Annotated in this window: 20 protein-coding genes; 6 read left to right on the top strand and 14 right to left on the bottom strand. The window is 68.4% G+C overall.

What is annotated here, in order from left to right; all coding sequences use genetic code 11:
- Nucleotides 1-13: 13 nt before the first annotated feature.
- Genes ABV606_RS08340 through ABV606_RS08315 form a run of 6 tightly spaced genes read right to left on the bottom strand, consistent with a single transcriptional unit; the run spans nucleotide 14 to nucleotide 5,396 of the window.
- On the bottom strand, nucleotides 14-784 hold the full coding sequence (locus ABV606_RS08340) for an HAD family hydrolase (RefSeq protein ID WP_353987355.1): 771 nt from the start codon (nucleotides 782-784) through the stop codon (nucleotides 14-16).
- A gap of 24 nt (nucleotides 785-808) precedes the next feature.
- Nucleotides 809-1,687, bottom strand: a complete 879-nt coding sequence (locus ABV606_RS08335) for an NAD(P)-dependent oxidoreductase (protein ID WP_353987354.1) — start codon at nucleotides 1,685-1,687, stop codon at nucleotides 809-811.
- Nucleotides 1,684-3,000: an aspartate aminotransferase family protein gene (locus ABV606_RS08330; RefSeq protein ID WP_353987353.1), complete on the bottom strand. Its 1,317-nt coding sequence runs from the start codon at nucleotides 2,998-3,000 to the stop codon at nucleotides 1,684-1,686. Before ABV606_RS08330 ends, ABV606_RS08335 begins: the two co-directional genes overlap by 4 nt.
- Entirely contained in the window at nucleotides 2,997-4,349 is a 1,353-nt protein-coding gene (locus ABV606_RS08325) for a hypothetical protein (protein ID WP_353987352.1), read from the bottom strand. The genes ABV606_RS08330 and ABV606_RS08325 overlap by 4 nt, the downstream gene beginning before the upstream one ends.
- Nucleotides 4,333-5,046, bottom strand: coding sequence for a glycosyltransferase family A protein (locus ABV606_RS08320; protein WP_353987351.1), 714 nt, complete (start codon nucleotides 5,044-5,046; stop codon nucleotides 4,333-4,335). The genes ABV606_RS08325 and ABV606_RS08320 overlap by 17 nt, the downstream gene beginning before the upstream one ends.
- Nucleotides 5,043-5,396, bottom strand: coding sequence for a cupin domain-containing protein (locus tag ABV606_RS08315; protein WP_353987350.1), 354 nt, complete (start codon nucleotides 5,394-5,396; stop codon nucleotides 5,043-5,045). Before ABV606_RS08315 ends, ABV606_RS08320 begins: the two co-directional genes overlap by 4 nt.
- A gap of 171 nt (nucleotides 5,397-5,567) precedes the next feature.
- On the opposite strand from ABV606_RS08315, the gene purU reads away from it, so the two are divergent.
- Nucleotides 5,568-6,458 (top strand): formyltetrahydrofolate deformylase, encoded by an 891-nt coding sequence (purU, locus tag ABV606_RS08310; RefSeq protein WP_435414881.1) that lies wholly within the window; start codon nucleotides 5,568-5,570, stop codon nucleotides 6,456-6,458.
- A gap of 78 nt (nucleotides 6,459-6,536) precedes the next feature.
- Here purU and ABV606_RS08305 read toward each other — a convergent pair whose 3' ends face one another.
- Nucleotides 6,537-8,495, bottom strand: coding sequence for an ABC transporter ATP-binding protein (locus ABV606_RS08305; RefSeq protein WP_353988800.1), 1,959 nt, complete (start codon nucleotides 8,493-8,495; stop codon nucleotides 6,537-6,539).
- A gap of 145 nt (nucleotides 8,496-8,640) precedes the next feature.
- Complete coding sequence (locus ABV606_RS08300) at nucleotides 8,641-10,374, bottom strand: ABC transporter ATP-binding protein (protein WP_353987349.1); 1,734 nt, start codon at nucleotides 10,372-10,374, stop codon at nucleotides 8,641-8,643.
- Between the two features lie 200 nt (nucleotides 10,375-10,574).
- Here ABV606_RS08300 and ABV606_RS08295 point away from each other — a divergent pair, with 200 nt between their 5' ends.
- On the top strand, nucleotides 10,575-13,199 hold the full coding sequence (locus tag ABV606_RS08295; RefSeq protein ID WP_353987348.1) for a cation-translocating P-type ATPase: 2,625 nt from the start codon (nucleotides 10,575-10,577) through the stop codon (nucleotides 13,197-13,199).
- Here ABV606_RS08295 and ABV606_RS08290 read toward each other — a convergent pair.
- A complete protein-coding gene (locus ABV606_RS08290) occupies nucleotides 13,196-15,127 on the bottom strand; it encodes a heavy metal translocating P-type ATPase (protein ID WP_353987347.1) in 1,932 nt (643 codons plus the stop codon). The two genes, ABV606_RS08295 and ABV606_RS08290, sit on opposite strands and share 4 nt — an antisense overlap.
- Before the next feature lie 145 nt (nucleotides 15,128-15,272).
- Nucleotides 15,273-16,487: an NADP-dependent isocitrate dehydrogenase gene (locus ABV606_RS08285; protein WP_353987346.1), complete on the bottom strand. Its 1,215-nt coding sequence runs from the start codon at nucleotides 16,485-16,487 to the stop codon at nucleotides 15,273-15,275.
- Nucleotides 16,488-16,638: 151 nt separating this feature from the next.
- On the opposite strand from ABV606_RS08285, the gene ABV606_RS08280 reads away from it, so the two are divergent.
- The 4 genes from ABV606_RS08280 (at nucleotide 16,639) to fgd (ending at nucleotide 19,409) form a co-directional block, all read left to right on the top strand.
- The gene (locus tag ABV606_RS08280; RefSeq protein WP_281488437.1) at nucleotides 16,639-17,094 is read left to right on the top strand and encodes a GNAT family N-acetyltransferase; all 456 of its coding nucleotides are present in this window, start codon (nucleotides 16,639-16,641) and stop codon (nucleotides 17,092-17,094) included.
- Between the two features lie 13 nt (nucleotides 17,095-17,107).
- Nucleotides 17,108-17,875 (top strand): hypothetical protein, encoded by a 768-nt coding sequence (locus tag ABV606_RS08275; RefSeq protein WP_353987345.1) that lies wholly within the window; start codon nucleotides 17,108-17,110, stop codon nucleotides 17,873-17,875.
- Nucleotides 17,844-18,206, top strand: coding sequence for an MGMT family protein (locus tag ABV606_RS08270; RefSeq protein WP_353987344.1), 363 nt, complete (start codon nucleotides 17,844-17,846; stop codon nucleotides 18,204-18,206). The genes ABV606_RS08275 and ABV606_RS08270 overlap by 32 nt, the downstream gene beginning before the upstream one ends.
- Before the next feature lie 198 nt (nucleotides 18,207-18,404).
- Nucleotides 18,405-19,409 (top strand): glucose-6-phosphate dehydrogenase (coenzyme-F420), encoded by a 1,005-nt coding sequence (gene fgd / locus ABV606_RS08265; protein ID WP_281488427.1) that lies wholly within the window; start codon nucleotides 18,405-18,407, stop codon nucleotides 19,407-19,409.
- A gap of 91 nt (nucleotides 19,410-19,500) precedes the next feature.
- On the opposite strand, the gene ABV606_RS08260 is transcribed toward fgd, so the two are convergent.
- The 4 genes from ABV606_RS08260 to purN form a co-directional block, all read right to left on the bottom strand.
- The gene (locus tag ABV606_RS08260) at nucleotides 19,501-21,306 is read right to left on the bottom strand and encodes an ABC transporter ATP-binding protein (RefSeq protein WP_353987343.1); all 1,806 of its coding nucleotides are present in this window, start codon (nucleotides 21,304-21,306) and stop codon (nucleotides 19,501-19,503) included.
- Nucleotides 21,303-23,150: an ABC transporter ATP-binding protein gene (locus ABV606_RS08255; protein ID WP_435415546.1), complete on the bottom strand. Its 1,848-nt coding sequence runs from the start codon at nucleotides 23,148-23,150 to the stop codon at nucleotides 21,303-21,305. Before ABV606_RS08255 ends, ABV606_RS08260 begins: the two co-directional genes overlap by 4 nt.
- Before the next feature lie 325 nt (nucleotides 23,151-23,475).
- Complete coding sequence (purH, locus tag ABV606_RS08250) at nucleotides 23,476-25,128, bottom strand: bifunctional phosphoribosylaminoimidazolecarboxamide formyltransferase/IMP cyclohydrolase (RefSeq protein WP_353987341.1); 1,653 nt, start codon at nucleotides 25,126-25,128, stop codon at nucleotides 23,476-23,478.
- Nucleotides 25,125-25,718, bottom strand: coding sequence for a phosphoribosylglycinamide formyltransferase (purN, locus tag ABV606_RS08245; RefSeq protein WP_353987340.1), 594 nt, complete (start codon nucleotides 25,716-25,718; stop codon nucleotides 25,125-25,127). The genes purH and purN overlap by 4 nt, the downstream gene beginning before the upstream one ends.
- Nucleotide 25,719: the final 1 nt, after the last annotated feature.

The raw sequence follows: 25,719 nt of genomic DNA, 5'->3' as shown, positions 1-25,719 counted from the left end.
CACCAAGGGCCTCTCAGCGGCCGGAACCTCCATGCCGTGGTGCATCGAGAATCGCTCGCAGCATCACCGCGAGCTCCCCAGCGCTTCCGGCGACCGCCTCGGCCCCGGCCTCGGTGAACCCGCCGGCGCCCTGATGGTCGACCGCCCACACCCGGCATCCGGCAGCGACCGCCGCCGTGACGCCCACAACGGTGTCTTCGATCGCCAGCACGCGGTCGGCAGGATGCCTGAGCAGTGACACCGCACGCCGATACACCTCGGGGTGAGGCTTGCCGTGCGTGCAGTCCGCACCCGTGATGATGCCGGCGAACGTGTGAGCGAGCGGGCCGAGCAGCGCATCGACCACATGCGGCGGCGCACTCGTCGCCACCGCCAACGGCAGCGCCGCGGAGAGGTCGTCGAGCACTGGACGCAATTGCGGGAAGACGAGGTCGGCGCCTCTGCTGCGCTCGAGGAAGCGCTCGTGCAGTCCGGCGACGATCGCGTCGATCTCGGCCGGGGGCAGACGGTGCCCCAGCACTTCGCCCAGCACATCTCGCGAGCGCCGCCCCGTCGCCCCTGGCGCGAAGGCGCGCAGCTCATCCCACGGCGCATCGCGCACGAAGTCGAGCCACACGCCACGGTGCACCGACGGGGTGTCGACGAGCACGCCGTCCATGTCGAACACGATCGCGTCGATCGCCTCGAGCCCCGCCACCTCCGCGAGCCCGCCCCCGTGCATCTCCTCCTCGTGCACGGCAGAGACGGGAAGCAGTCCCTGTCCCTCATCCGCACGCTCACGCATCGCGACTCCCGACACCGTGTCGCCTCACGCCTCGGCAGGCACGGCGCCGGCAGAGCGCACGAGCTCGCCGTATACGGCCGTGTAGTCGGCATCCGGATCGTGCTTCGCCGCGCGCGCGAACAACCCGGCGAGCGCGGGCGCTACGGCCAGCCCCGCCTCGGCCTGCTCATTGAGCGCCGACAGCAGCGCGAGGTCCTTCGCCGCCAGACGCAGGGCGAAGCCCGCCTCCTCGGGCGGCTGGAGCATGGTGCGGCCGATATCGGCCAGCCCGACGCCTCGGCCGCCGGTCGCGCCGAGCGCCTCGAGGAACACCTCCTGGTCGACCCCGAGGCGGTGCAGCAGCGTCATCGCCTCGGCCATGGCTGCGACCTGTGCCGTGAACAATTCATTCGCCGCGAGCTTCGCCGCGTGTCCCGAGCCGGTCTCACCGAGGAAGAAGCAGCGCTTGCTCACGAGTTCGGCGACCTCGGCAAGGTCGCTGCCTCGGGGGCAGCCGAGCAGCAGGAGCAGCGAGCCGGTGCGTGCCAGGGGCGGGTTGCCGAGCACACCGGCATCCGCGTAGTCGATTCCGGATGCCGCGAGCTCGGCGGCGACGCTTCTGCTCACGGTCGGGTCGCTCGTCGTGAAATCGAGGACGCCGCGCACAGTAGCGTCAGCGGCGAGGATCGCGTCGACGGCCTGGCGCACTTCGGCGGGTCCGGGCAGGAACAGGAACACCCAGTCGGCGGCGGTGCACAGCTCCGAGATGGATGCCGCAACGGGACGCCCGGCATCCCGAGCTCGCGCGCGCGTCGACTCGAGCGCGTCGTACTCGGTGGTGTCGCGCCCGCTCTCGAACAGGAAGCGGGCGACGCCGCCGCCCATCGCGCCGAGGCCTACGACGCCGATACGCCCGGCGATCATGCGAACTCACCAGCCTCGGCCATCTCCCCGATCTGCTCGGCGATGGCGTCGAGCGCGCCGAGCCACTCGGCCTCGTCGATCACGAGCGGCGGCATGAGAAGCAGGGTCGAGGTGTACGCGGACGGCTCGGCGAAGATGCCGCGCTGCAGCAGCCGGCGAGTGAGAGTCTCCATCGGTGGCCGCGGCAGCGGATCGCCCGCCGCGTCGGTGAACTCGATGCCGAGTTCGAGCCCGATACCGCGCACGGCCGCAACGTTCGAGTGCGCGTCGACGAGGGGTCGCAGGCGCTCCAGCGCCAGCTCACCGAGGCGACGAGCTCGCTCTGCGAGCTGCTCGTCCTCCAGCACGTCGAGCGAGGCAGTGGCGGCGGCGCAGGCGAGCGGCACCCAGCCGAAGGTCGACGAGAACCCGGGGCCCGACACGGCGTCGGCGAGTTCGCTCCGCATGAGCGCTCCGGCCATGGGAACGGCTCCTGAGGTGAGCGCTTTGGCGACGACCACGATGTCCGGTTGCAGCCCCCAGTGCTCGAACCCGAAGGTGTGGCCCATGCGGCCGAAGCCGGTACCGACCTCGTCGATGATCAGCAGCGCCCCAGCCTCGCGCGCCGCCGCTTGCACGGCCTGGTAGAACTCGCGATCACCGTGGATCACTCCGGGGTTGGTGAAGGCAGGTTCGAGCAGGATCGCCGCGGGCGGCGGGCCGCTGAGCAGCGTCTCGCGCACCAGGGCAGCGTAGTCGCGGCCGTTCGCGCGCAGCATGTCGGGAATCGGCGCGTGCCGGTGGAACTGGGAGGTCGGCACATCGACCCCCTGCACCTGGGGCACACCGCCCGCCTGCAGCGCGCCGAGCGTGCCGCCGTGATAGGCCTCGGTGAACCCGACGGTCGCCTGCCGGCCGGTGGCGCGACGAGCGACCTTGAGCGCCGCTTCGACGGCCTCGCTGCCGGTCGCGCCGCTCAGGGCCTTGAACTCGCCGCCGATGCCGGACGCGGTCGCGAGCATGCCGCTGAGGCGTTCGGCGACGCGCGAGCGGCCGTCGTGCGTGCACCACGGCGGCGCGAACGCCAGCTCCTTCGCCTGTTCCACGACCGCGGCGACGATGCGGGGGTGATTCCAGCCCGCATTCGCGACGTTCCAGCCAGAGGTCAGGTCGAGCACACGCCGGCCGTCCTCATCGATCAGGTGCGCGCCCTCTCCGCTTCGCACGGCAAGAGGGATGCGGGTGGTCGGTCTCGCGACGAAACGGCGGTCGCGATCTGCGAGCCGTCGTGAGATTCCGTCGAGCGCGTGGACATCGTCGAGCACGGTGGTCATCGTGCACCTTTCTCATCTGTGACTGGTCGGTCAGTGGTCGTTCGATTGAGGTCTTGGGTCGCGTTGCGCTGCACGTGGGTCGCGAGTCGGCCGTCGGAGCCGGTCGCGGCTACGACCGCGAGCGCGGCGAGCGAGACGAGACCGGCGCAGCCGAGCGACCAGGCCGCAGCGCCGGCACCGGCCGCATCGATGAGCGCCCCGATGACGGGCCCGCCGAGCGTTGCGCTCAAGGCTTTGGCGAGCGATGCCGCCGTCGCCTGGCGGAGCGCCGCCACCGCCTCTGACGAGAGCGAGGCGACCATGGTCACTTGCGCGCTCGCCCAGAACGCGACGGCGAGGGCGTAGACGGCGATGCCTGCGCCGCGCATCAGCGGCTCGGAGGAGACGATGATCAGCATCCAGGCGGCGACGAGGGCCGTGAGTGACGCCGCATACGCACCGATCGGCATGAGCCGACTGCGCAGCGCGTGAACGATGAGGAAGGCGGGCACCTCGAAGACGGCGAGCGCCATCAAGGTGACGAACGGCATCGATGGCAGCACGAGCCCGAGCTCAGCGGCGGCCGTCGACGAGAACAGCGTCAGCACGAACGCCGAGACCGGCACAGGCAACCCGATGATGACGAACATCACGATGCGCCCGCCGGGCGGCACTGTTGCGCGGCGCGCAGCTGTGGTGGCGGCGGTGCCGGAGAGCGCGAGCGCGGCGAAGCAGGCGGCGGCTACGGCGAACGCTGCCGCGGGCGCCGTCATGCCGAAGGCGATCGTCGCCATGGCGAGGCCGGCGATCCAGCCGATCGAACCGAAGGCTCGGATGCCGGAGTAACCCGCGAGACGTCGAGCCCGCTGGAGCCGCGCCGACAGCAAGGGCTCCACTCCACCGGCCGAGAAGCCGAAGACGACCAGGACGCTCGCGAAGAGCAGCGGAACCACGTGTTCCACGGGACTCGATGCGGTCGCGGCGGGTGCCGTTGCGATGACGGCCAGCGCGGCGCAAGCGCCCGCGGCGAGGAATCCCGCGACGCGCATCCCCAGCCCGGGGGCCCGATCGTCCATGCGGCCCCATAGGGGCGCACCCGCGACTCCCGCGAGCGTCGATGCGGCGAGGGCCGTGCCCGCGAGCGGCGCAGACGTTCCCCATACGAGCATCAGATGAGCGCTGCCGGGTACCGCGATCGCCATGCCGGCGAAGAGGGCCGCGAAGCTGGCCCGATGCCCATGGTCGCCGACCGCCGGGCCCTTGATGTCTCGTGACGGCACGAGATCGGAGGTCGGCGAACCCGGCACAGCCCGCTCCTGCGCGTCGCGGGACACCGGCTCCGGTTCGTGCGACTCAGTAGGCGCGTTCACGGGTGATCTTCGTCAATTGCAGGCCCGACTCGTCGCAGAGGTAGTCGTAGCCGACGGATTGGTACTCGGCATCCGGGTCGACGGTCTGGTAGCGCTCCATGCGTGCGCGGCGGTCATCGGCATGCAGCATCTTCAGGTGGTAGAGGTCGAAGTCGACCTTCTGGATGCGGTCGGTGCCGTGGCACTGCATCGGATACCACTCGCCGTGCCACTGCGCGGGGTCGAACTCGTGGTCGTCGCCGAGATTCCGGAACACGGCCGCCTTGCGCTTGAGACCCCAGAGTCCGTCGCTGCGGTAATGATCGGGCTCATCCCACACCTCGCGCAGGGCGAAGTCGAGCACGTCGATGCCGTCCCGGTCGGCGTCGGCGAGCAGTTGCGGCATCCGCTCCCAGAGTCGTCGTTCAGGCCGCTCGTCGGCGTCGAAGGCGATGAACCACTCGCCCTCGAGCTCCTGGCCCGCTCGCACCAGGCGCTCGCGATTGAGGGGCTCGTTCCAGCCGAGCTTCTCGGCCGGGCCGACGGTGAGCAAGCGCGTGACGCACGGCGCTGCCCGCAGCAGCTCTCGTGAGGCGTCGGTGCTGCCGTCGTCGAGCGCCACCACGGCGTCGACCTGCGAGCCGACGCGGTCGAACCAACCGGCGAGGTAGCGAGCGTCGTTGAAGACGGGCAGGAGCGCGACGAGGCGCGGCGTCATACGAAGGTGGGGTCGCTGAGCGGTGTACGACGAGCGGATGCCGCTTCGACCGCCACGAGCCTGGTTCCCGCCTGCGTGCTCACCCGGTGCGCCTCCCCTGCGCTGATGAGCGCCACATCGCCGCTGCGGAGCGTGGTGGGGCCGTCGACCGTGTCGACAGTGCAGGCGCCCTCGATCACCACGAGCAGTTCGTCGCTGTCCTGCGAGTGCCAGGCTCCATCGAGCTCCCCGCCCCCGCTGTGGATGACGGTGCCGGTGTTGAGATGCCCGATGAGCGCGTTCGTCCACGCGGGAAGCGCAGTGGGCGGCGACTGCGCGATGCTTTCGCCGACATTGAGAATCGTGGCCATGAAGTTCCCCCTCGAACTGTGACTGGACCCCGCTGTTGGAACGTTGCCGGAAGCGACTTCCGTGACCGTTGCCGAAGACCCTAGGTATTTTTTGTACCAGCAGAAACCCTAGCAGGGCAATGATTCACCATCGAGGCCTCGGCCGCCCCTTCGAGCCAATACCCTTGAGGGGTGACCTCGACTGCCCCTCACGCGGCCGCCGCCGCAGCGCCTTGGCCCAATCACTGGATCCTCACTCTCGTCTGCGACGACCAGCCGGGAATCGTCCACGCCATCAGCGGGGCCATCGTGCAGGCCGAGGGCAACATCACGGAGTCGCAGCAGTTCTCCAGTGAAGACACCGGGCGCTTCTTCATGCGCTTGCAGGTGGAGTCTTCGACCGACCGCGAGCACTTCGAACAGGCGCTTCGGCCGGTGACGGAGCGCTACGACATGACTTGGGCACTCGACGTCGTCGGGCGTCCACTCCGCACGCTCGTGCTGGTCTCCAAGGCGGGGCACTGCCTCAACGACCTGCTCTTCCGACAGCGTGCCGGCCAACTGCCGGTCGAAATCCCGCTCGTCATGAGCAACCATCCAGACCTCGGCGAGCTCGCGGCGTTCTACGGAGTGCCGTTCGAATCGGCGCCAGTGACCGATGCCTCACAGAAGGCCGCGTTCGAGCGACGCATCCTCGAGGTCGCCGACCAGCACGACATCGAGCTCGTCGTGCTGGCCCGCTACATGCAGATCCTCTCCCCGGAGCTGTGCGATGCGCTCGAGGGCCGCGCCATCAACATCCACCACTCGTTCCTGCCCGGCTTCAAGGGCGCGAACCCGTACCGGCAGGCCCACGCCCGCGGCGTGAAGCTCATCGGCGCGACCGCCCACTTCGTGACCAGCGACCTCGACGAGGGCCCGATCATCGAGCAGAACGTCGTGAGGGTCGACCACTCGCAGAGTCCCGCCGAACTCATCTCGATCGGGCAGGACGAAGAGAGCCGCACGCTGACGCAGGCGGTGCGCTGGTTCGCCGAGCACCGCGTGCTGCTCGACCGCCACCGCACCATCATCTTCAAGTAGCGCGTCTACGACTGGCGCGCCACGGCCGAGCTGTGAGCGGCGGATGCCGGAGGCCGAGCCCCCGGCATCCGCCCTCGCTCAGGTCTGCGAGGTGGTCCCCGTCAGCGTCGGCACGGCGCCGGTGGGCGCGCCCGCGCCCGTGTCGGCTTCTTCACCGCCGCGGAACTGCGACATGTAGAGGTCGTAGTACGCACCGCGGCGCTCCAGCAGCGTCTCGTGGTCACCCTGCTCGACGATGCGACCCTGCTGCATCACCAGGATCGTGTCGGCGTCGCGGATCGTCGACAAGCGGTGGGCGATCACGAACGAGGTGCGATCGGTGCGCAGCGCGGCCATGGCGTGCTGCACGAGCAGTTCCGTACGGGTGTCGACCGAGGAGGTGGCCTCGTCGAGGATCAGCAGCGACGGATTCGCGAGGAATGCGCGCGCGATCGTGATGAGCTGGCGCTCGCCGGCCGACACGCTGCCTCCCTCGGCGTCGATGATCGTGTCGTACCCCTCGGGCAGCTGCCGCACGAAGCGGTCGACCATGGTGGCCTCTGCCGCTTCGACGACTTCCTCATCGGTCGCGTCGAGGCGGCCGTAGCGGATGTTCTCGCGGATCGTGCCGCCGAAGAGCCAGGCGTCCTGCAGCACCATGCCGATGCGCGAGCGCAGGTCATGCCGCGAGAGGTCGGTGATGTCGACGCCGTCGAGCAGGATCCGCCCGCCGGTGAGCTCGTAGAAGCGCATGACGAGGTTGACCAGGGTCGTCTTGCCGGCCCCGGTCGGCCCGACGATCGCGATGGTGTGCCCCGGCTCCGCCGAGAACGAGAGGTCTTCGATGAGCGGATGCTCGGGGTCGTACGAGAACGTCACGTGCTGGAACTCGACGCGGCCGTCGGTGCGGGCGGGCAGCGTCGCGGTGGCGGTCTCGGGCTGCTGCTCATCGGCATCCAGCAGCTCGAAGGTGCGCTCGGCCGAGGCGACACCCGACTGCAGCATGTTCGCCATGCCCGCCATCTGACCGATCGGCTGCGAGAACTCGCGCGAGTACTGGATGAACGCGGTCGCGTCGCCGAGCGTCATCTGCCCCGAGGCCACCCGCAGCCCGCCGACCACGGCGATCAGCACATACGACAGGTAGGAGACGAAGGTCATCGACGGCATGATCATGCCCGACACGAACTGGGCCCCGAACGACGCCTTGAAGAGCGACTCGTTGCGGCGGTCGAACTCCTCGAGCATCTCGCGGTCACGGCCGAAGGCGCGAACGATGTCCTGCCCGGAGAACGATTCCTCGATATGACCGTTGAGCGCTCCCGTGTTCTTCCATTGCGCGGTGAACAGCTTCTGCGAGCGCACCCCGATCACACCGGCGATGATGCCGGAGAGCGGTAGGGCGATCAGCGCGATCAGCGCCAATTGCCACGAGACGATGAACATCATCGCGGCGATGCCGACGACCATGAGCACCGATTGCACGAGCTGCGAGAACGCCTGCTGCAGCGCGGCCTGGATGTTGTCGACGTCATTCGTCACGCGCGACATGAGGTCGCCGCGCTGTCGGGTGTCGAAGTAGCTCAGCGGCAGCCGGTTCAGCTTCTCCTCGATGTCCTGCCGCAAGCCGTAGACGGCGCGCATCACGAGTCCGTTGAGCAGGTAGCCCTGCAACCACATGAGCACCGACGCGACCGTGTACATGCCGAGCACGACGATGATGAGCCGGCCGAGTACCGCGAAATCGATGCCCTCGCCGGGCACGACCGATGTGCCCTGCAGCATGTCGGCGAACTGGCCGTTGCCGTTCGCGCGCGCCTGCTCGATGACCTGGTCGAGAGTCAGGCCGGCGGGCAGTTGAGCTCCGATGATGCCGTTGAAGATGGTGTCCATCGCCATGCCGAGGATCTTCGGCGCGATGACCGTGAGCACCACGGAGATCGCGACCAGCGCGACCACGACCAGCATCGCCGCGCGCTCGGCGCGCAGCAGGCCGAACAGACGCTTCGCCGAGGGCCAGAAGTGCTTCGGCTTCTTCGGCGGAGTGCCGCCGAACATGTCGCCGTCGGCCTCGGTCGGCACGAACTCCTCCGCGAACTCCTCACCGGCACCGTCGGATGCCGCATCCTTCTCGGTCTCGTCGATCACCGTCTCGCCGCCCACGCTTGAGCGACGGCCGCCGTTGCGCATGCGCCTGGCCATGTCACACCACCTCCGCGCTCAGCTGCGACTCGACAATCTCCTGGTACGTCGGGTTGTCGGCGAGCAGTTCCTCGTGAGTGCCTGAGCCGACGATGACGCCGCCGTCGAGCACGATGATTCGGTCGGCATCGACGATCGTCGAGACCCGCTGCGCCACCACGATCAGTGCGGCCTCGCCGGTCACACGACCGAGCGCTTCACGCAGACGCGCGTCGGTGGTCACGTCGAGGGCCGAGAACGAGTCGTCGAACAGGTAGACCTTGGGCTTCGCGAGCAGGGCACGAGCGATCGACAGCCGCTGGCGCTGGCCGCCGGAGACGTTCGAGCCGCCCTGGGCGATCGGCGAGTCGAGCCCCTTCGGCATATCGCGCACGAAGTCCTCGGCCTGCGCCACGTGCAGCGCCTCCCAGAGGTCGTCATCCGAGGCGTGCTCATCGCCCACGCGCAGATTCGACGCCACCGTGCCCGAGAAGAGATACGGCTTCTGAGGCACCAGGGCCACCGTGTCGGCCAGTTGCCTGCGGGTGAGCTCGGCGACGGGCACGCCACCGATGGTCACCTCGCCCTGCTGGGGATCGTAGAGGCGGGGCACGAGCGCGACCAGCGTGGTCTTGCCCGCGCCGGTCGAACCGATGATGGCCGTGGTGCGGCCGGGTTCCGCCACGAAGCTGACGTCATCGAGCACGGGGCGTTCGGCGCCCGGGTAGCCGAAGGTGACGTTGCGGAACTCGACCCGTCCCTCGGTGGGGCTCGGCACCCGTTCCGTCTCAGGAACGACCTGGTGCGTCTCGGTACGCAGCACCTCGTCGATCCGCTCGGCGCAGACGACGGCGCGCGGAATCATCATCACCATGAAGACGCCCATCATGACCGCCATCAGGATCTGCAGCAGGTACTGCAGGAACGCGGTCAGGGCGCCAACCTGCATCTCGCCGGCATCCACCCGCTCGCCGCCGAACCACAGCACCGCTGCGGTGGCGAGGTGCAGGATCATCATGATCGCCGGGAACATCAGCACGAACAGGTTGCCGACTTTCACCGACACATCGGTGATCGCCTTGTTCGCACGGCGGTAGCGATCCGACTCGAACGGCTCTCGCACGAACGCCCGCACGACGCGGATGCCGGTGATCTGCTCGCGCAGCACGCCGTTGATGCCGTCGATGCGGTCTTGCATGAGCCGGAACAGCGGCATCAAGAAGTAGACGAGCACGCCGACCACGAGGGCGAGCGTCGGCACCGACACCCACACGAGCCACGACAGGCCGAGGTCTTCGCGCAGCGCCATGATGATGCCGCCGATGCACATGATCGGGGTCGACACCATGAAGTTGAGCGTCATCAGCACCAGCATCTGCACCTGTTGCACATCATTCGTGCCACGGGTGATCAGCGTTGCGGCGCCGAACCGGTTCACTTCGAGCGCGCTGAGGGAATCGACCTTTCGGTACACCCAACGGCGAAGGTCGCGCCCGACAGCCATGGCCGTGCGAGCGCCGAAGTAGATGGCGGTGATCGCTGCGGCGGCCTGCACGAGACACACGGTGAGCATCAGCATCCCCGTGTTCCAGATGAACTCGAGGTCGCCGGAAGCGATGCCCTTGTCGATGATCTGAGCGTTCAAGCTGGGCAGATAGAGCGCGGCGATCGTCGCGATGAGTTGAAGGACCACGACCGCTGCGATCCACGCGGCGTACGGGCGCGCGGCACGCAAGGTCAACGAGAGCAGTGCCAAGAGTGTTCCTCGAGAGTGAGCGCGAGAGCGCAGCGCTGGTGATGGGGTGTGCGGGGACCGCGCATTGGAGGCCGCGCGGCCGTGCGGCCCAATAACACTACTGCGGAACCGAGCGCAAGGCTCGGATTCCGAGCGCGCTCACACTGATCTCTCTACTCTCGTAGCAAGCGCTCCCCAGACGCTGTGGAGGTTGGTCTCCGGTGCCGCAACCGCTCACTTCGCAACGGCCCGAATGGCATGCGCTCGACGCCGAGCGCGTGCGGGAACTGCTGCGCACGCCCGATAGCGGTTTGACAGCGGTGGAGGCCGAAGAACGACTCAGCGACTACGGGGCGAACGCGCTGCCGGTCGCCCCGCCGACCCCATGGTGGCGCGTGCTGGCTCGACAGTTCGTCAGCCCTCTCATCGCCATCCTGGCGATCGCCGCAGCCATCACCGCCGCTCAGCAGCACTGGGTCGATACCGCGGCGATCGGGATGGTGCTCGCCCTGAATGCCGCGCTCGGCTTCGCGCAGGAGCGGAAGGCGGAGCACGACGTACGCGCTCTTCAATCGCTGGCGAGCACCAATGCGCTGGTGCTCCGCGATGGGGTCGAGCACGTCATCGAGTCGGCGGCGCTCGTGCCTGGGGACCTCGTGAAGCTCGAGAGCGGCGCTCAGGTGCCCGCCGATCTCAGACTGATCGGGGTCAACGGCCTGAGCATCGATGAATCGATGCTCACCGGTGAGTCCATCGCAGCCGTCAAAGGGGCCGACCCGGTAGCCGCCGATGCGGCGACGGGCGACCGCCTCAGCCTGGCGTTCAGCGGGACGTTCGTCACCTCGGGCCGCGGCACCGGGATCGTGGTGGCGACTGGCGCCGAGACGCAATTGGGCGCGATCAGCGGCCTCGTCGTCGGCCGCGCGAGCAAGACGCCCCTGCAGAAGCTCACTCATGCACTGGAGCGCCGTATCGGACTGATCGTGCTCGCCACGATCGTCTTCGTGTTCGGCGTCGGGTTGTTGAGCGGATACGCCGTCGACGAGATGTTCCGCACTGCGGTGGCGCTGGCCGTCGCGACGATTCCGGAGTCGCTGCCCATCATCCTCACGGTCGCGATGAGCGTCGGGGTCTCCCGGATGGCGAGACGCGGGGCCATCGTGCGCACTCTTCCCTCGGTCGAGACGCTGGGGTCGACCACGGTCATCGCGTCTGACAAGACTGGCACGCTCACCGAGAATCGATTGACGGTGGAGCAGCTCTGGACCGCGCACGGCTTCGAGTCGCCCACGGGGCCGCTCAGCGACCTCGCGCTGCAGACTCTGCGTGGCGGCGCGCTCACGAACGAAGCCCAGCGCGGTCACGACGGAACGCTCCACGGGGATGCTGTCGACGTGGCCATGGCGGAGGCGGCGCTCGCCACGGGCGCCGTTCATGAGACCGAGCGCGCGGCCGATCCTGTCGCTCACACTCCATACGAACCGCAATTGCGCTACTCCCAGACGGTGCGACGACGAGCCGACGGCCGATCCGTGCTCTACGTCAAGGGGTCGCCTGAGACCCTGGCAGCGATGAGCACATCGCTCTGGGGCGAGGAAGAGGGGTACTCGCCCGGCAGGGTGCTCGAGGCGAACGAGACGATGGCGCAGGAGGGGTTGCGCGTCATTGCGGTGGGGTTCCGGGTTCTGGAGCCTCATGAGGACGCGACGGCCGCGCTCGCCGACCCTGCCGGGCTGACCTTGCTCGGCATGGAGGGCATGGCCGACCCTCCTCGGCCGGATGTCGCAGCCGCCATCGCCGACTGCCGTCGTGCGGGCGTCGCTGTGAAGATGATCACCGGGGATCATCCGATCACGGCAGAGGCCATCGCCCGGCGCCTGGGCATCGAGACATCCAGCCCGCCCCTCACCGGCGCCGAGATCGCCATGCTCAGCGATGACGAACTCGCTGCTCGCTTGACGAAGACCAATGTCGCAGCGCGCGTCTCGCCGCAAGACAAACTGCGCATCGTGCGCGTCCTCGAGGACGGCCCGGACACCGTGGCCGTGACCGGCGACGGCGTGAACGATGCGCCCGCCCTCAGGGCCGCGGCGATCGGGGTCTCCATGGGGCGGTCGGGCACCGACGTGGCCCGGGAGGCATCCGATCTCGTGCTCACCGACGACAACTTCACCACGATCGTGCACGCCATCGAGCAGGGTCGGGTCACGTTCGCAGCGATCCGAAAGGCCACGTTCTTCCTGCTGTCGAACGCCGTGGCCGGTGTCATCGCGCTCTCCATCAACTTGATCCTCGATCAACCGCTGATCTTCCTGCCGGTGCAGATCCTCTGGATCAATCTCGTCACCTGCGGCATCCAGGACATCGCGCTCGCGCTCGAACCCGCGGAGGGCCGCGAGTTGCATCGGCCACCCCGTTCGCGAACCGAGGGCGTGCTCTCGCGAACGCTGTGGATCCGCACCTTCGTCACGGGAGTGTGGATGGGCGCCTTCGTCGTGCTCGTGTACGGGTGGGCACTGCACCAGGGCTACGACGACCAGCGAGCTCGAAGCCTCGCGATGGTGACGTTCGTGCTCTTCAACTTCTTTCAAGTCGGCAGCGCCCGCGCGGAATACAAGTCGTTGTTCGCGCTCAGCCCCTTCCGCAACAAGGTGCTGCTCGCAACGGCGGTGGGGGCCGTCGTGCTGCTCTGGGCAGTGATGAGCTGGCCCGTCTCAGCAGAGCTGCTCGGGCTCACTCAGCTGTCGTGGGCCGAATGGCTCGGTGCTGGAGCGGTCGCATCGACTGTGCTGATCATCGTCGAGCTTGAGAAGCTCGCGCGCCACGTGCGCGGCGCATCCCGCTAGCGCTCGAGTGCCCGGTCGATGCCCTGCCTGACCTGGTCTCGCGTCCTCTCCGGCGCCGCGCCGTGGCGCAAACCCTCGAGCCGGCGATCGCGACCCGGAGCGAGGGCCCGAAGAGCGGCGACGATGGTCACCAGGTCGATGACCTCTTGCAGCGTGGCGCCGACGATCGCGGGCAGCAGCCCGAAGGCTGCCACGACCATCAGCACGACGCTCAATGCGATCCCGATCCAGATGCTCTGCAGCGCGATCGCTACCGTGCGGTGCCCGATGGCCACGGCGGTCGCAACACGGCTGAGGTCGTCGATGAGCACGACCACGTCTGCCGATTCGCTCGCCGCCGTCGAGCCGCGGGCACCCATGGCGATTCCGACATCCGAGACGGCGAGCACGGGTGCGTCGTTCACCCCGTCGCCGACCATGACCACGGGTTTCGGTGTCGCCTCCCTGACAATGCGCACCTTGTCCTCGGGCAGCAGGTCGGCTGCTACCTCGGTGATGCCGATCTGGGCGGCGATCTGCTTGGCGGTCGCCTCGGTGTCGCCGGTCAGCATGAGCGTTTCGGTCACGCCGAACCGGCTGAGCACATCGAGCGTGTCGTGCGCCTCGTCGCGGAGGCGGTCGCGCAGCACGACCGCGCCCGCGTAGCGGCCATCGACGCCGACGTAGACGGCGAGTTCACCGGCGCCGAGTTCGACCCGGTCAAACCCGCCGGTGTTCTCGGCCACGAACCGCGGCTTTCCGATCACCACTCGACGACCGTCGAGCACGGCGGCCACGCCGTTGGTCGCGACCTCGCTCGCGGACTCCGCCGCGATCAGGGTGAGACCGCGCTCGTTCGCCGCGCGCATGAGCGACTCGGCGAGCACGTGCGACGAGTACTGTTCGGCCGAGGCGACAAGCCGGAGGAGCTCCGCGTCACCGAGCCCTGTGCCGGGCGCCGGCCGGATCGAGACCACTTCGGGCCGCCCGTGAGTGAGGGTCCCGGTCTTATCGAATGCGACGGTTCGAGCCCTGGCGAGTCGCTCCAACGTGCCCGCGTTCTTGACGACGACGCCCGCCTTCGCCGAGCGGCTCATCCCCGCCATGAACGCCACCGGTGCGGCGATGAGGAGTGGGCACGGAGTCGCGACGACGAGCACTTCGGCGAATCGCACCGGGTCGCCCGAGACCAGCCAGGCGACACCGGCGATCGCGTACGCGACCAGCGTGAACGGGAGCGCGTACCGGTCGGCGAGCCGCACGATCGGAGCCTTGCTCTCGGATGCCTCGCGCACCAGGTCGATGATCCGCTGGTACTGGCTGTCGGCCGCAGAGGCGGCGGCGCGCACTCGAATCGCCGAAGAACCGTTGACCGAGCCGCTCAGCAGCAGTTCGCCCTGGCGTCGCTCCACCGGCAGGCTCTCCCCCGTCAGCGACGACTCATCGACGGTCGCCTCGGCGCTGACCAACTCGCAGTCGACCGGAACGATCTCGGAGGGCCGGATCAGCAACTCGTCGTCGGGTTCGACATCGCCGACGAGGATGTCGCGAACGCGCGTCTCGTCTCCGTCGACGATCAGATGCGCCTGCTGCGGCACTCGCTCGAGCAGGGCGTTGAGCTCTCGCTTCGCCCTGCCAGCGGCGTAGTCTTCGAGCGCCTCGCCGCCCGAGAGCATCAAAACGATGACGAGGCTCGCCCAGTACTCGCCCACGGCCACGGTCGCGATGATCGCGGTCACGGCCAAGAGGTCGAGCCCGATCTGGCCCGAGAGCAGCGAGCGGACCATGCTCCAGCCCTCGCGGGCGGCAATGGCGAGGGTGTAGATGCTGACGATCCAGGGCACAGCGGCGGCAGCATCCGTCTGCGTCAGCACGAGCGACACCGCGCCGATGGCGAGGGTGATCGCCACTACGGGGTAGTGACGCACTGCCTGCCCGAGCCACCGCATGACTCAGTTCTACGCGCACCCGTCGCCGAGTTCCAGCAAGTGCAGGCTTGCCTCAGCGCGCTGGAGCTAAAAGCGCAGCCCCAAGACAAGAACGGCGCCCACCTCGCGAAGGAGGGGGCGCCGTTCTCGGCAGTGCGCGCTCGGCTCAGGCGAGTCGCGCCTTGAGGTTCTCGTCGAGGGTCGCGAGGAACTCCTCGGTGGTCTGCCACTGCTGCTCGGGGCCGACGAGCAGGGCGAGGTCCTTCGTCATCGCACCCGACTCGACGGTCTTGATGACGACGTCTTCGAGGGTCAGGGCGAAGTCGATCAGGGCCTGGTTGCCGTCGAGCTTGCCGCGGTGCTGCAGGCCACGGGTCCAGGCGAAGATCGAGGCGATCGGGTTCGTCGAGGTGGGCTTGCCCTGCTGGTGCTGGCGGTAGTGACGGGTGACGGTGCCGTGCGCGGCCTCCGCCTCGACGACCTTGCCGTCAGGAGTGCTGAGCACAGAGGTCATGAGACCGAGCGAGCCGAAGCCCTGCGCCACCGTGTCGGACTGCACATCGCCGTCGTAGTTCTTGCAGGCCCAGACGTAGCCGCCCTCCCACTTCATGGCCGACGCGACCATGTCGTCGATGAGTCGGTGCTCGTAGGTGAGCCCCTCAGCCTCGAACTGATCCTTGAACTCGGTGTCGTAGATCTCCTGGAAGATGTCTTTGAACCGGCCGTCGTACGCCTTGAGGATCGTGTTCTTCGTCGACAGGTACACCGGGTACTTGCGGCTGAGGCCGTAGTTGAGCGACGCGCGAGCGAAGTCGCGGATCGACGCGTCGAGGTTGTACTGCACCTGCGCGATGCCGTCGCCGGGCGACTGGTACACCTCGAACTTCTGCGGCTCCGAGCCATCCTTCGGAGTGAACTCGACGGTCAGCGTGCCCTCGCCCTGGAAGCGGAAGTCGGTCGCGCGGTACTGGTCGCCGAAGGCGTGGCGCCCGATGATGATGGGCTTGTTCCATCCCGGCACCAGGCGCGGGATGTTCGAAATGATGATCGGCTCGCGGAAGATCACGCCGCCGAGGATGTTGCGGATCGTGCCGTTCGGGCTCTTCCACATCTTCTTGAGGCCGAACTCCTCGACCCGCGCCTCATCGGGGGTGATGGTGGCGCACTTGACGCCCACGCCGTGCTTCTGGATCGCGTGTGCGGCGTCGATGGTCACCTGGTCGTCGGTGGCGTCACGGTGCTCGATGCCGAGGTCGTAGTACTCGAGGTTGAGGTCGAGATACGGGTGGATGAGCGAGTCCTTGATCTTCTGCCAGATGATGCGCGTCATCTCGTCGCCGTCGAGCTCGACGACGGTGCCTTCGACCTTGATCTTTTCCACGGGCAAGTCCTCTCCTTTGACCGCCGACCATGTTACGCGACCCGGTCGGGTATCTCGATATCGAGATATTTTTTCGGGACGTGGCTGCTCCTTCACCTCGAGGACCACAGAGATCCACCGCGAAGATGGGCGGAAGCATTACCCTGTGGCCATGACCGAGCTGCGACTGGAAGAACTGTCGGCGAAGAACATCGTCGCGGCGAACAGCCTCACGCTGCGCCCGGGGCAGGAGCAGTTCATCTCGCCGCCTTCGTACGCGATCGCAGACGCCTACATCAACCCGGTGACCTCCTGGCCGCGCGTGGTGGTCGACGGCGACGACCACGTCGTCGGGTTCATCCGCGGCAATTTCGACCCGGATGCCGAGCAGGAGTACTTCCGCAGTTGCATCTGGCGCATCCACGTCGCGGCCGACCAGCAGGGGCTCGGCGTCGGCAGATTCGCCGTGCTCGCGCTCGCCGACGAGGCGCGTTCGCGGGGCTTCAAGCGGCTCACCGTGATCTGGGAGCCTGGCGACAAGGGACCGGAGCAGTTCTTCAAGAGCGTCGGCTTCAAGGTCATCGGTGAAACCGCATACGGCGAGAACATCGGGGCCCTCGAGCTATAAGTAAGCTGGACGAATGATCGAATCCACGGGTTTCACGATCCGGGTCGTCGAGATCGTCGTCTCGATCCCGGTTGGTCGCGCGCTCGCGATCTCGAAGGTCGCCGACCTCGCTGAGTCCGACGCCGACGCCATTCGCCACGTGCTCAACGCGCACCGCGAAGAAGGCCTGCCGTGGTGGCGCATCACGGGCGACGACGGTTCGCCGCTCTTCGGAGACGAGGCCCCCGGCCGTGCGCTCGAGCGCTACCTGACGGAGCGCACGCCGATCATCCCCTCGAGCTCCGACTTCGGTTTCGCGGTGGATCTTCGCGCCGCCAGCCCGGAACCCACTGTGGTCGACACGATCGAAGCCGTCGCGGCCCCGATCGACCTGGCCGCGCCGGCCGTCCAGCCTGTCTCGGCAGCGGCCGCAGCGCAGAACGCCTCGTTCGCGGCCGGCACGGGTGCCGACGCGGTCGCTGAGGACATCGCGACGGATGCCGCTGCATCCGTCTCATCCCCCGACTCCCCTGCCTCGCCTCCGTCGCCCGAATCGGCGCCGTCGGCGCCGTCCGCGCCCTCGGCCCCGGGTGACGCACCCACGCAGGTCATGACGCTCGACGCCGATGTGGAGTCGGTGCCGAGCGCTCCGCAGGCGGATGTCGCTCCCCCGGTGTCGGCCGCTCAGCAGAGCGCTCAGGATGCCGCGGCGCAGCCCAGGCCCGTGCCTGCTGCAGCCGAGTTCTCGTTCGACGCTCTGCTTCGCGGCGATGACGAACGGAACAACGGCGAGTCGCGCTGATCGGCTCCCTTCTCCGGCCGGCGGTGCGCCGACGGGAGACGCGTTCACGGCTGCCGTGCTCGAGATCGTTGCGGCGATCCCCGCGGGGCGGGTGATGAGCTACGGCGACATCGCCGCTGCGCTTGGATCGAACGCGGCACGTCGCGTCGGACAGATCATGGCCTGGCACGGGGATGGACTCCCCTGGTGGCGCGTGGTTCGCGCATCGGGCGAGCCCCCGGCATGCCACGAGGGTGAGGCTCTTGAGCACTACCTCGCTGAGGGCACCCCGTTGACGCGCCGGGGCGAGCGCCCTCGCATCGACCTCCGTTCGGCGCGCCACCGCCCCTGACTTCGCCGGGGCCACGCGGCGCGAGCGCGAGCCGATTGTGCGGGAGTCGCCTTTGCGGCAGAAACTCCGGGCCGGTTCACTGTTCGATCCGTCGGTTCACTATGCTCGCCATTGCGGCGTCGAAGCGCGATACTGGTAGCCGGGCGTTGCCGCCGCTTCCGCCCACCACCGGCAACGCCGCCGACCAAGGAGAGATCTGTGCTGAAACTGGGACTCAAGGCATCCGCTGAGCAATTCGCACCGCGCGAACTCGTCGAACTCGGAGTGATGGCCGAGGAGTACGGCCTCGACAGCGTGACCGCGAGCGACCATTTCCAGCCCTGGAGGCACAACGGCGGGCACGCACCGTTCTCGATCTCGTGGATGACGGCGGTGGGTGAGCGCACCAAGCGCGTCATGATCGGCACGTCGGTGATGACGCCGACGTTCAGGTACAACCCGGCCGTCGTCGCGCAGGCGTTCGCGACCATGGGGTGCCTGTACCCGGGACGGGTGATGCTCGGAGTCGGCACCGGCGAGGCGCTGAACGAGATCGCCACCGGCTTCGCCGGCGAGTGGCCCGAGTTCAAGGAGCGCTTCGCGAGGCTCCGTGAAGCCGTCGACCTGATGCGCGAGCTGTGGGTCGGCGACCGGGTCAGCTTCGACGGCGAGTACTACAAGACCGACGGCGCCTCGATCTACGACGTGCCAGAGGGCGGCATCCCGGTGTACATCGCTGCCGGCGGGCCGATGGTCGCCCGCTACGCCGGCCGTGCCGGCGACGGCTTCATCTGCACGTCGGGCAAGGGCATGGAGCTCTACACCGAGCAGCTCATGCCCGCCGTCGCGGAGGGCGCCGCGAAGTCGGGCCGCGAGCTCGAAGACCTCGACCGGATGATCGAGATCAAGATCTCGTACGACACCGACGCGGATGCCGCGCTGGAGAACACCCGCTTCTGGGCACCGCTCTCGCTGACCGCCGAGCAGAAGCACTCCATCGAGGACCCGATCGAGATGGAGGCCGCCGCCGACGCGCTGCCGATCGAGCAGGTCGCCAAGCGGTGGATCGTCGCCTCCGACCCCGACGAGGCCGTGGAGCAGATCAAGCAGTACATCGACGCCGGTCTGAACCACCTGGTGTTCCACAACCCCGGTCACGACCAGAAGCGGTTCCTCGAACTCTTCCGCCGCGACCTCGCACCGCGCCTCCGCGCGCTCTCCTGAGCGTCGCGTGACCGCTTACCCTGCGGCTCGCCCCTTCGGAGGTGAGCCGCAGGGCAAGCGCATGTCTGCGGCAATCACGCCACGCGACGACTCAGACCAGCGAGTCGCGCCAGGCGCTGTGGAGCCGAGCGAAGCGGCCGTCACCGGCGATGAGGTCGTCAGGAGCGCCGTCTTCGACGATGCGGCCGTGCTCCATCACGAGCACACGGTCGGCGATCGCGACGGTCGAGAGACGGTGCGCGATGATGATCGCCGTCCGGTCGGCGAGCAGGGTCTGGAGCCCGCGCTGCACGAGCCGTTCGCTCGGGATGTCGAGCGACGCCGTCGCCTCGTCGAGGATCAGCACGGCCGGATCAGCCAGGAACGCCCGTGCGAACGACAGCAATTGTCGCTGGCCCGACGACACACGCCCGCCGCGCTTGTTCACGTCGGTGTCATAGCCGTCGGGCAACGCGACGATGAAGTCGTGCGCGCCCACCGCTTTGGCGGCATCCGTGATCTCAGCCATGCTCGCGCCCGGCTTCCCGAGAGCGATGTTGTCGGCCACCGAGCCGCTGAAGAGATACGCCTCCTGCGTCACCATCACGATGGCGCGGCGAAGGTCATCCGGCTTCAGTCGACGCAGGTCGACGCCGTCGAGCCTGACGGCGCCGTCGCTCGGGTCGTAGAAGCGCGAGATGAGTTTGGCGAGCGTCGACTTGCCGGCACCGGTCGTGCCGACCAGGGCGATGGTCTGCCCGGCCGGGATGTCGAGCGAGAACTGCGGCAGCACCACCCGCGCCGGTGTGTAGGCGAACGTGACCGCGTCGAACTCGAGATGCCCCGCGGGATGACCCAGCGGTTCCGAATCGGCCGGGTCGGGCACGCCCGGCAGCTCTTCGAGCACGCCGGAGATCTTCTCGAGCGCGGCCGATGCCGACTGGTACGAGTTGTAGAACATCGCCATGTCTTCGGCCGGGGCGTAGAAGTTGCGGGTGTACAGCAGCGCAGCGAGCAGCACGCCGATCGCGAGCGAGCCGTCGACGACACGGAACCCGCCGATCAGCAGCACCGCGGCGAGCGCGAGATTGCCGATGAGGATGAGTCCGGGTTCGTAGGTGCCGAAGGCACCGATCACCTTCGCGTTCGCGGAGCGATACTCCTCGACCTGCTCGGCGAACTCATCGTCGTTGCGCCGCTCCTTCCGGAACGCCTTGACGGCTCGGATGCCGGTCATGGTCTCGACGAAGTGCACGATCAATCGCGCCGACGCCACCCGGGTTCTCCGGAACAGCCGCTCGCTCTTGAGCTGGAACCACCGCGTGAGCACGGCCAACGGCACGATCGATGCGAGCAGCACCAGGCCGCTCACCCAATCGACGATGAACATCGCCACGCCGACGAAGAGCATGTAGAGCCCGCCCTGCACGAGCTGGTTGAGCCCGGAGTTCAGCAGCTCCTTGATGGCGTCGAGGTCGCTGGTCTGACGCGCGATGATTCGACCTGAGGTGTAGTTCTCATGGAACTCGAGGCTCAGCTTCTGCGTGTGCAGGAAGATGCGACGACGCAGATCGATCAGGATCGCCTGGCTCACGCGCGCCGTCAGCACGGTGTACCACGCGATGAGCACCGCGCCCAGTACGCCCGTCGCGATGTACGCGCCGACGGCAAGCCCGAGTGGCAGCCGATCATTGCGCAGCAGCGCGGGCAGTCCTGCATCGATGCCATAGGCGATCAAGGCAGGGCCGGCGACCTGCGCCGCGGAGCTGATCACCACGACGGCAGCCGTGAGGGCGACGGTGCCGCGTACGGGGTGCAGCAGTGAGCGGAGCAGCGCGAATGAGCGCCGCCTGAGGTGACGCCGCTCCTCCTTCGACAGGTGCTCGCGGTCTTCGCCTTCTACGCCGATGACGCTCATGCGCGGGCCTCCTCTCGCTCGGGTCGTGTCTCGTGCTCGAGCGAACTGAGCACGAAGCGGTAGTGGTCATTGCCGGCGAGCAGCTCGGAGTGCGTGCCGACGGCCGTGACCCGCCCGTGCTCCAGCAGCGCGACGCGATCCGCGAGCATCACCGTGGAGGGCCGGTGCGCAACGATGACCGCGGTCGTCGAGGCGAGCACTTGGCGAAGCGCCTGCTCCACGAGCGCTTCGGTGTCGACGTCGAGCGCCGAGAGCGGGTCGTCGAGCACCAGCACGCTGGGCTTCGCCGCGACCGCTCGAGCCAGGGCGAGGCGCTGGCGCTGCCCGCCCGAGAGGCTCAGGCCCTCCTCGCCGACCATGGTGTCGACCCCTTCGGGCAGCTCGTACACGAAGCCGGCTTGCGCGATCTCGAGCGCCTCGCGCAACGCGTCGTCGTCGGCATCCGGATTCCCCAGCAGCACGTTGTCGCGCACGGATGCCGAGAACAGCGTCGCGTCTTCGAACGCCATCGCGATGTGGCTGCGAAGTTCTTCACGGGTGAGGTCGCGGATGTCGATGCCGTCGAGGAGGATGCGCCCGCCTGTCACGTCGTAGAGCCGCGTCGTCAGCGCGGTGACGGTCGACTTACCCGAACCGGTAAGGCCCACAAGGGCGATCGTCTCGCCGGGCCGGATGTCGAGGTCGATGCCGTCGAGCAGATCGCGCTGGCCCGCCGGGGCGTCGTGGTAACGGAAGTGCACGTCCTCGAACGTCAGACGTCCCTGCGGACGCGCCACTGTCGAGGGCGCAACGGGGTCGACGATCGTGTTTCGCTCGTCCATCACCTCGAAGAACCTGTCGACGGCCGTGCGGGTATCGAAGGTCATCGACAGCAGGAATCCGATGGACTCGACCGGCCACCGCAAGACGGTCGCGGTCGCGAAGAAGGCGACCAGCGCGCCGACCGACACCTCGCCGGCGACTGCCAGCAGCGCGCCGCCGAAGAGCGAGAGCGCGAAGGTGACATCCGGCACGAGCAGCAGCCACAGCCAGATGCCCGCGATGGCACGCGCCTTCTCCATCTCGGTGGTGCGGAGCTCCTCGGCCTGCTGCGAGAAGCGCTCCAGCGCGTGATGCCCGCGGCCGAACGCCTTGAGCACCCGGATGCCGTGCACCGACTCCTCGACCGTGGTGGCCAGGTCGCCCGCCTGGTCTTGGCTGCGGCGGGCGACGGCCGAGTACTTGTTCTCGAAGCGGTAGCCGTACACCCAGAGCGGCACGGAGCAGATGAGGAACAGCACCGCGAGCTGCCAGCTGAGCTGCCAGAGCAGCAGCATTCCGATGAGGATGGTGACGGTGTTCACCACAAGCAGCACGATGCCGAACGAGAGCCATCGGCGGATCAGGTTCAGGTCGCTCACCACACGCGAGAGCAGCTGACCGCTTGGCCATCGATCATGGAACGAGACGGGCAGGTCCTGCAGCTTCGCGTAGAAGTCCTGGCGCATGGCCGCTTCGACCCGCGTGCCCGGAACGAGCACGAACCACCGTCGGAGAGCGACCATGCCGGCTTCGAGCACACCGAGTGCGGTCACCAGTCCGACAGCGGGCCAGATCGCGGCGGGGTCGCCATCCGATAGGCCGCCGTCGACGAGTGAGCGCAGCACCTGCGGGATCAGCAGCGCCACCACCGCGCCCGTGAGGGCGGCGACGGCGCCCAGCACGATGCGCGGCAGCGCCGGTCGCGCCCAGGGGTAGAGACGCGCGATGGCGCGCGCCGTTGAGGGGCGTGACTGGCGGGGGTCACGTGGCTTGCGGCGGTCACGTGACTTGTGGCGGTCGGTCGAGTGCGGTCGGGGCGACATCATGCTTCCTGAGAGCGTCGTGGTGTGACGCGGCTGCGGCGGACCATCGTGCGGCCTGCCGGATTGGCGGATGCTGCGGGCTCCCACGGCGTCGGCGCGAGGCGTCATAGCCCCTGCACCGCTCGCGATGATCCCGCCTGCCGACGGGCGTCCTTCGGTCGCGGACGCGCGGCAGCAGCCGATCAGCCTATCGACTCCTCAGGGGTGCCGACAAGCCCCGCTCAGTGCAGCGTTCGGCAGCGCTCGGTGCCGGGCTCAGTGCGGCGCTCGGCAGCGCTCGGCGCCGAGCGCAGTGCAGCGCGCAGTGCCGCGCTCAGCGCCGCGCTCAGTGGAAGAAGTGGCGCTCGCCCGTGAAGTACATGGTCACGCCAGCCTTCTCGGCGGCCTCGATCACTTCGGCGTCACGCACCGACCCACCGGGCTGCACCACAGCCTTCACACCCGCGTCGATGAGCACCTGGAGTCCGTCGGCGAACGGGAAGAACGCGTCGGATGCCGCGACACTGCCCGCCGCGCGAGCGCCGGCGCGCTGCACCGCGAGGTGGCAGGAGTCGACCCGGTTCACTTGGCCCATGCCGACACCGACCGACGCTCCGCCCGAGGCAAGCAGGATCGCGTTCGACTTCACCGCGCGCACCGCTCGCCACGCGAACTCGAGATCGGCGAGGGTTGCGTCATCCGCCGGTCGACCGGTCGCCAACGTCCACTCGGAGGCCGGGGCGAAGTGGTCGTCGGGCTCCTGCACGAGCAGCCCGCCCGAGATCTGACGCAGCTCGAGCTCGTCGCGCTCGTAGTCGTCGGGAAGCTGCAGCAGGCGCAGGTTCTTCTTCTGCGTGAGCAGTTCGAGCGCTCCCGGCTCGAACCCCGGGGCGACGATGACCTCGGTGAAGATGTCCTTGATCGACTCCGCCGCCTCACGCGTGATGGTGCGGTTCGCGGCGATCACTCCACCGAAGGCCGATACGGGATCGCACTCGTGCGCGAGCCGGTGAGCCGCCGCGATCGTGTCGCCGATCGCGATGCCGCAGGGATTGGCGTGCTTGATGATGGCGACCGCCGGCTGGGTGTGGTCGTACGCTGCGCGCAGCGCGGCATCCGCATCCACGTAGTTGTTGTACGACATCTCCTTGCCGTGCAGCTGCACCGCCTGGGCGATCCCGGCCGCGCCGTCGCCCACGTAGAGGGCGGCTGACTGGTGGGAGTTCTCGCCGTAGCGCAGCACCTGACCAAGCTCCGCGTCGAGGCCGATGCCGTCGCCCCACCCGGCGTCGTCGGACTCTTCGCCCTCGACGTCCGCTTCGAGGTCGGCGTCTTCGAATACCTCGTCGAGCTCTTCCCACGGGTCGTACACGTTCGCGGCGAACCAGCTCGCGACGGCGGCGTCGTACGAGGCGGTGTGATCGAAGGCGATCGAGGCGAGCTGCCGACGCAGGCCGAGCGGGGTTCCGCCCTGACGCACGGCATCGAGCACTTCGGCGTAGTCCTCGGGGTCGACCACGATCGCGACGTTCGCGTGGTTCTTCGCTGCCGCGCGCACGAGCGTCGGGCCTCCGATGTCGATGTTCTCGATGACGTCGGCGGCGGCGGCCCCGCTCATCACCGTCTCGGTGAAGGGGTACAGGTTGACCACGACGAGCTCGAACGGCGCGATTCCGAGCTCGCCCAGTTGGCGCTCGTGATCTTCGAGCCGCAGATCGGCGAGGATGCCGGCGTGCACGGCGGGGTGCAGCGTCTTGACACGGCCGTCGAGCGACTCCGGGAACCCGGTGAGCTCGGCCACATCGCGAACGTCCACGCCGGCCTCACGCATGGTGGCGGCGGTGGAGCCGGTCGACACCAGCTCGACGCCGGCCTTCGCGAGCTCGACCGCGAAGTCGGCGAGACCGGTCTTGTCGCTCACGGAGATCAGCGCTCGCTTGACCGGCACGACGTCGCGGTCGCGGTAGAGGCTTGGATCCTGGCTACGAGGCGCGCTCATGATCGTGCGAGCTCCTTCAATTCGAGACGGCCGGTGGCGATGTCGAGGATGACCTGCCGAAGCAGTTCGCGCTCGACGGGCTTGATGCGGTCGTGCAGGGTGGCTTCCGTGTCGCCCGGCAGCACTGGCACGCGCTGCTGGGCGATGATCGGCCCCGTATCGACTCCGTTGTCGACGACGATCACGGATGCGCCCGTCTCGACCACTCCGGCGGCCAGCGCGTCGCGAACGCCGTGCGCGCCGGGGAACTCGGGCAGGTAGGCGGGATGGGTGTTGATGAGCGCCGGGCTGAGAGCCGCGACCATCCGTTCGGGCAGCAACCGCATGAAGCCGCTGAGCACGACGAGATCAGGCTGCCATCGCTGGATCTGCTCGAGCAGTTCCTCGCCCCAGGCCTCGCGGGTCGGAAAGCCGGATGGCGCGACCACGAAGGTCGGGATGCCGAGCTCCTCGGCGTGCGCGAGCCCGCCTGCGTCTCGGTCGGCGCCCACCGCGACGATGCGCGCGGGGAACCCGGCATCCGCTGCGGAGTCGAGCAACGCGCGGAGGTTCGACCCGCCGCCAGAGATCAGGACGACCAGGCGCAACACC

Source organism: Ruicaihuangia caeni (genome assembly GCF_040536845.1).
In the GTDB taxonomy this organism is placed as follows: domain Bacteria; phylum Actinomycetota; class Actinomycetes; order Actinomycetales; family Microbacteriaceae; genus Ruicaihuangia; species Ruicaihuangia caeni.
Note: the sequence above shows the minus strand (reverse complement) of the source record. Positions and strands in the feature narration are given on the sequence as shown.